General features: G+C 73.5%; 6 protein-coding genes. 4 read left to right on the top strand and 2 right to left on the bottom strand.

Annotated features, from left to right (window positions below; all coding sequences use genetic code 11):
* The 3 genes from ACFV4F_RS42265 to ACFV4F_RS42255 form a co-directional block, all read left to right on the top strand.
* Positions 1-632, top strand: a 632-nt coding sequence (locus ACFV4F_RS42265; RefSeq protein ID WP_380511144.1) for a C40 family peptidase, incomplete at its 5' end; no start/stop codon positions are given.
* Positions 633-742: 110 nt separating this feature from the next.
* Positions 743-1252 carry a GNAT family N-acetyltransferase gene (locus ACFV4F_RS42260; protein ID WP_380435746.1) on the top strand — a complete coding sequence of 170 codons (510 nt, stop codon included), beginning with the start codon at positions 743-745 and terminating at the stop codon, positions 1250-1252.
* 88 nt (positions 1253-1340) lie between these two features.
* A complete protein-coding gene (locus ACFV4F_RS42255; RefSeq protein WP_380435748.1) occupies positions 1341-2621 on the top strand; it encodes a GNAT family N-acetyltransferase in 1281 nt (426 codons plus the stop codon).
* Between the two features lie 75 nt (positions 2622-2696).
* Here the strand turns inward: ACFV4F_RS42255 and ACFV4F_RS42250 are convergent, their stop codons facing one another.
* Positions 2697-3524 carry a TetR family transcriptional regulator gene (locus tag ACFV4F_RS42250; RefSeq protein ID WP_380435750.1) on the bottom strand — a complete coding sequence of 276 codons (828 nt, stop codon included), beginning with the start codon at positions 3522-3524 and terminating at the stop codon, positions 2697-2699.
* Positions 3525-3706: 182 nt separating this feature from the next.
* On the opposite strand from ACFV4F_RS42250, the gene ACFV4F_RS42245 reads away from it, so the two are divergent.
* Entirely contained in the window at positions 3707-4270 is a 564-nt protein-coding gene (locus ACFV4F_RS42245; protein WP_380435752.1) for a GNAT family N-acetyltransferase, read from the top strand.
* Here the strand turns inward: ACFV4F_RS42245 and ACFV4F_RS42240 are convergent.
* Positions 4264-4740, bottom strand: coding sequence for a macro domain-containing protein (locus ACFV4F_RS42240; RefSeq protein ID WP_380435754.1), 477 nt, complete (start codon positions 4738-4740; stop codon positions 4264-4266). The two genes, ACFV4F_RS42245 and ACFV4F_RS42240, sit on opposite strands and share 7 nt — an antisense overlap.
* Positions 4741-4989 lie beyond the last annotated feature (249 nt).

Here is a 4989-nt window from a genome sequence, read left to right as displayed (position 1 = left end):
TGCTGGCGGCGCAGCAGGGCGAGGTCCTCGCGATCGGCCGCCGCCGCGAGCAGCTGCTCGCCGACCTCGCCGCCGCCCGGCACACCACCGTCGAACTGGAACGGCAGCGGCACGAGGCCCTGGAGGCGATCGCCGCCCGCGAGGCCGAGGCCGCCGCCCGGGCCGCGGCCGAGAAGGCGGCGGCCGAACAGGCCGCAGCGGAGGCGGCTGCCGCTGCGGCTGCGGCCCAGGCGACCCCGGCGGCACCGCCCGCCCGGCCGTGGTCCGCCGAGGGCGCGGCGGCCGCCGTCGCCTTCGCCCGCTCCAAGATCGGCCTGCCGTACATCTGGGGCGGCGAGGGCCCGGCCGGCTACGACTGCTCGGGGCTGACGATGATGGCCTGGCGCGAGGGCGGCCGGGAGCTCAACCACTTCGCCGCCGACCAGTACGCCCAGAGCACCCCCGTCCGCTACCGCGACCTGCGACCCGGCGACCTCGTCTTCTGGACCGACACCGGCCGGGCCGCCGACATCCACCACGTCGGGCTCTACATCGGGGACGACCAGATGATCGAGGCCCCGCGCGTCGGCATGCCGGTCAAGCAGGCCAGCCTCTGGATCATGGGCACCCCCGACTTCTACGCCCGCCCGTAGGGGCTCAGGGAGCGGCAGGCCCAGGACGGAGCCGCCGACCGGCCGGTTCCGGCGGTCTTGTCGGTGGCCGCCGCTAGCGTGGGGTTCCGATCGTCGGCGAGGAGGCGTTGGTGCGGCTGCGGGATGTCGAAGAGGGCGATGCCGGGACGTACGTGCGGATGCGGTGCGACCCCGTGATGATGGCCGAGCTGGGCGGGCCGCTGCCGGAGGAGGCGGTGGCCGAGCGCCTGCGCAAGGACGTGCGGTTGGTCGCCGAGGACCGGTCGTGGATCAAGGCGATCGTCGTGCCGGACGGCGCCGGGGAGGTCATGGCCGGCGGGATCGCGCTCTGGTCGCACGAGGAGGACGGCGCCGCCCTCTCCGAGGTCGGCTGGATGGTGCTGCCCGAGTTCCAGGGCCGCGGGCTCGCCAAGGCGGCCGTCCGGGAGCTGCTGGACGCGGCGGCGCGGGACGGCCGCTGGGGCGAGGTGCACGCGTTCCCGGCCGTGACCAACGGGCCGTCCAACGGCATCTGCCGGGCGCTCGGGTTCCGGCTGCTCGGCGAGCGCGACGTCGACTTCGCGGACCGCGTGCTGCACTGCCGGCACTGGGCGGTGCGGCCGGGGGAGCACACCCGGTGAGCACGTCGGTGAGCACGGCGGGTCGTGTACGGATCGGGCACGAATAAATGAGATGCCGTCCATCCGGGCCCGGTCGTACCGTGGCCCCATGGGCAACACGACCGACGAAGGGGCCGTCGAGACGGTCAACGGGATTGAGATCCGCGCGATTTCCGAGGACGAGGTCGCCGCGTGGGACCGCGCGCTCGCCCTCGGCTTCCTGCGCTCGCACGTGGAGAGCGCCGCCGACTTCCGCCGCCTGCAGTGGCAGCCGGGGCGGGTGCTCGGCGGCTTCGACGAGGGCCGCTGCGTCGCCACCTTCCGCAGCTTCGACGTCGAGCTGACGGTCCCGGGCGGCGCGACCGTCCCGGCCGACGCCGTCACCGCCGTCACGGTCAGTGCCACCCACCGCCGGCGCGGCCTGCTCAGCGCCATGATGCGGCGGGACTTGACCGCCGCGCGCGGGCGCGGTTCCGCGGTCGCCGTGCTGATCGCCGCCGAGTACAACATCTACGGCCGCTACGGCTTCGGCCCGGCCACCCGGGGCCACGGCTGGAACGTCGACCTCAACCGCACCCGCGGCCTGCGCGAGGGCCTGCCCACCGTCCCGGGCGGGCGGATCGACTTCGTCACCATGGAGGAGATCCGCAAGACCGGGCCCGAGCTCCACGACCGCTGGCGGCTCACCCAGCCCGGCGCGCTCGCCCGCGACGAGCTGTGGTGGAAGCGCAACACCGGCGAGATCAAGGTGCCGGGCTTCGAGTTCAAGGAGCCGTTCGTCGCCGTCCACCGGGCGCCCGACGGCACCGTCACCGGTGCGGTGGCCTACCGGGTCGACGACACCTGGGACGGCAGCTACCCGAACTGCACGCTCACCGTGGTCGACTTCCTCGCCCTCGACCGGGCGACGGCGGCCGAGCTGTGGCGGTTCGTGCTCGCCGTCGACTGGGTGCGCAAGGTCGTCGTCGAGAACATCGGCCCGGACGACCCGCTGCCGCTGCTCCTTCAGGACCCGCGCGCCGCCACCCCGTACGTGGAGAACGCCGACTTCACCTGGCTGCGGGTGCTCGACGTCGAGGCGGCCTTCAACGCCCGCACGTACGGCGCACCCGGGCGCGTGGTGCTGGAGGTCGAGGACCGGCTCGGCTTCGCGGCCGGCCGCTGGGCGATCGAGGTCGCCGCCGACGGCACCGGACGCTGCACGCCGACCGACGACGCGGCCGATCTCGCCCTCGGCGCCTCCGAGTTGGGCGCGCTCTACCTGGGCGGCGAGACGCTCCCGCGGCTGGCCGCGGCCGGTCTCGTCACCGAGCTGCGCCCGGGCGCGGCCGCCGCGGCCGACCTGCTGCTGCGCACCCCGCTGCTGGCCTGGAACCCGGACAGCTTCTGAGCCCGGGCGATCCGGGTCCCGGCCCACCTGCGAGTGGGCCGGGTCCCGGCATTCCCAGGCGCCGTGTGCGGCGCCCTACTTGATGGCGGTCTTCCCGATGGTGGGCAGGATGAAGTCCTGGATGAGGCCCTTGGCATCGCGGACGATCGGCCGGAACACCCGGTAGCGCGAGAGGTTGATCACCCGGGCCGCCATGGGGGTGGAACGGCGGACGAACTCCCGGGTCCGCTCGGTCTCCTCGGTCCGGTCGAAGACCCAGTAGAGGACCACGACCATGAGGTGCAGCCAGAGCACGTCGGGCAGCAGCTCGACCAGCTCGGCGTCCAGCTTCGGCGCCAGGTCCGAGCCCTGCAGCACGTCGCGGAACAGTGCGACGGCGGTCGCCCGGGCCGGGTGCGACTCGTTGGAGAACGGGCTCAGCGAACTGGTCGGGTCGGCGGCCGTCCGGAAGAACTGCGCGGCGAACTCGTGGTACGGCGCGGCCGTGTCGAGCCAGGAGGCCAGCGCGATCTCCAGGCGCTCGGCGAAGTCGCGCGTATGGGCCATGCGGTTCCGGGCGTCGGCCGCATGGTCGTAGGTCATCCGGTCGTAGAACCCTTGAATCAGGAATTCCTTGGCCGCGAAGTAGTAATAAGCGTTTCCGACCGAGACTCCCGCCTCGGTGGCGATGGCCCGCATGGTGGTCTTCTCGTAGCCGCGCTCCTGGAAGAGGCGCATCGCGGTCTCCAGGATCAGCGCCCTGGTGGCCTCGCTCTTGTCCGTCTTCGGCTGGGCGCGGCTGCCCCGCGACTCGGCGGTTGGTGCGCCGGCCGCCGCGGGGGCCGCCGCCGTCTCCTCCGTGCCGTCGGGGACTCCTGCTCCGGTCGTCCCGTCCGGTTCGTTGCTCGCTTCCAGGTCTGCCACGCCACGAGCCTAGCCGGAGACCAGGTTCCAGCCGGTGTCGGTGCACGCGGCACCGGATGCCCCCTCCGCATCCGGTGCCGCCGCTCCGCCCCCGCTCATTTCGAACGCGTTCAAAAGCATGCTCGAACTGTAGCGGGCTGGATTGAACATGTTCAACTCCGCGAGTGTGGGAGGCTCGTCACATGATCGGTTCCGAGCAGACCACCATCCGGCGCGGTGGGGCGGACGACGCGGGTGCCGTCGCGGACCTCCACGCGCTCAGCTGGCGCACGGCGTACCGGGGGATCGTCCCCGCCGAGGCGCTCGGGGACGGGCTGGCCGCCCAGCGCCGCGAGCTGTGGGAACTGCGGCTGACCGTCGACTACGGCGGCCCGGACAACACGCCCGAGCTGCTGATCGCCGAACGGGCCGGTGAGGTCGTCGGGTTCGCCTACCTCGTGCCGCAGCCCGACGGCCGGGTGCTCCTGGACAACCTGCACGTCCGGCCCGGCAGTACCGGCGGCGGCATCGGCCGCGCCCTGCTGGCCGAGGCACGCGCACACGTCGCCGCACGGCACCCGGGGGCCGCGCTGTACCTGGAGGTGCTGCGGGACAACACCCGCGCGGTCGCCTTCTACGAGCGCGAGGGCGGCCGGCGGACGGCCGAGCAGGAGGGTGTGTTCCCGGGCGGCCACGTGCTGCCCGAGTACGAGTACACCTGGCCGGTCGAAGCGCACCGCGTGGACGGCTCCGAGGCCGCTCAGTAGTCGTACACCGTCACCGGCACCCCCCGCTCCGCGAGCCGGGCCCGCACCAGCGGCTCGACCCGCTCCCAGCGCCCGCCCGCCAGCCCGCAGCCGATCCTCGGCATGTGGACGGAGGCGCCCAGTCCGGCCGCCCGCTCGCCCAGGGCGGCCAGCGCGGTGTCGATGGCCTCGTAGCGCACCGGCACTCCGGTGGAGCGCCCGGTCCGGATGCCGCGCTGGCCGACCATGTTGGCCACCCAGACGTACGGCTCGACCTGCACCAACTGGAGTGCGCCCAGCCCGAAGTCGTTCTTCGCGCGCTCCCGGTGCCAGCGCCGGAACGCGGCCTCGGGCTCCGGCCAGCGTTTGGACAGGGCGAGGACGAACCCCTTCCCCCAGCCGCCGAGGTCGTTGCAGACGTGTGCGATCACCTTGACGCCCTTGGCCTGGGGCGCCGTGGCGTCGCCGCGGACGTACGTGATGGTCGACATGTCCGAACGCTAGGGCGTGTCTTTCGGCTCAGGCCAGGTGCCGCGACGCCAGGGCACGCGCCTCGCCGCGTTGTCGTCGGTCGCCGATGCTCCGCATGGACTCCCTCCTCCGCCTTGCGATGCACGCACCCTGACGCCGCGGCCCTCTGACCTGAGCCGAAAGACACGCCCTAGCCCGCCGCACTGACAGTCCGTTCGGAATTCTCCGCTGCCTCGGCCCGGCCGCCGGGCCGCGCCCGGTGGCGCGCC

This window comes from Kitasatospora sp. NPDC059722 (assembly GCF_042733235.1).
Classification (GTDB): Bacteria; Actinomycetota; Actinomycetes; order Streptomycetales; family Streptomycetaceae; genus Kitasatospora.
Note: the sequence above shows the minus strand (reverse complement) of the source record. Positions and strands in the feature narration are given on the sequence as shown.

Excerpts from the sequence above, each read along its gene's own strand:
- ACFV4F_RS42255 (WP_380435748.1), top strand. The coding sequence starts at position 1,341 with ATGGGCAACACGACCGACGAAGGGGCCGTCGAGACGGTCAACGGGATT.
- ACFV4F_RS42245 (WP_380435752.1), top strand. The coding sequence starts at position 3,707 with ATGATCGGTTCCGAGCAGACCACCATCCGGCGCGGTGGGGCGGACGAC.
- ACFV4F_RS42240 (WP_380435754.1), bottom strand. The coding sequence starts at position 4,740 with ATGTCGACCATCACGTACGTCCGCGGCGACGCCACGGCGCCCCAGGCC.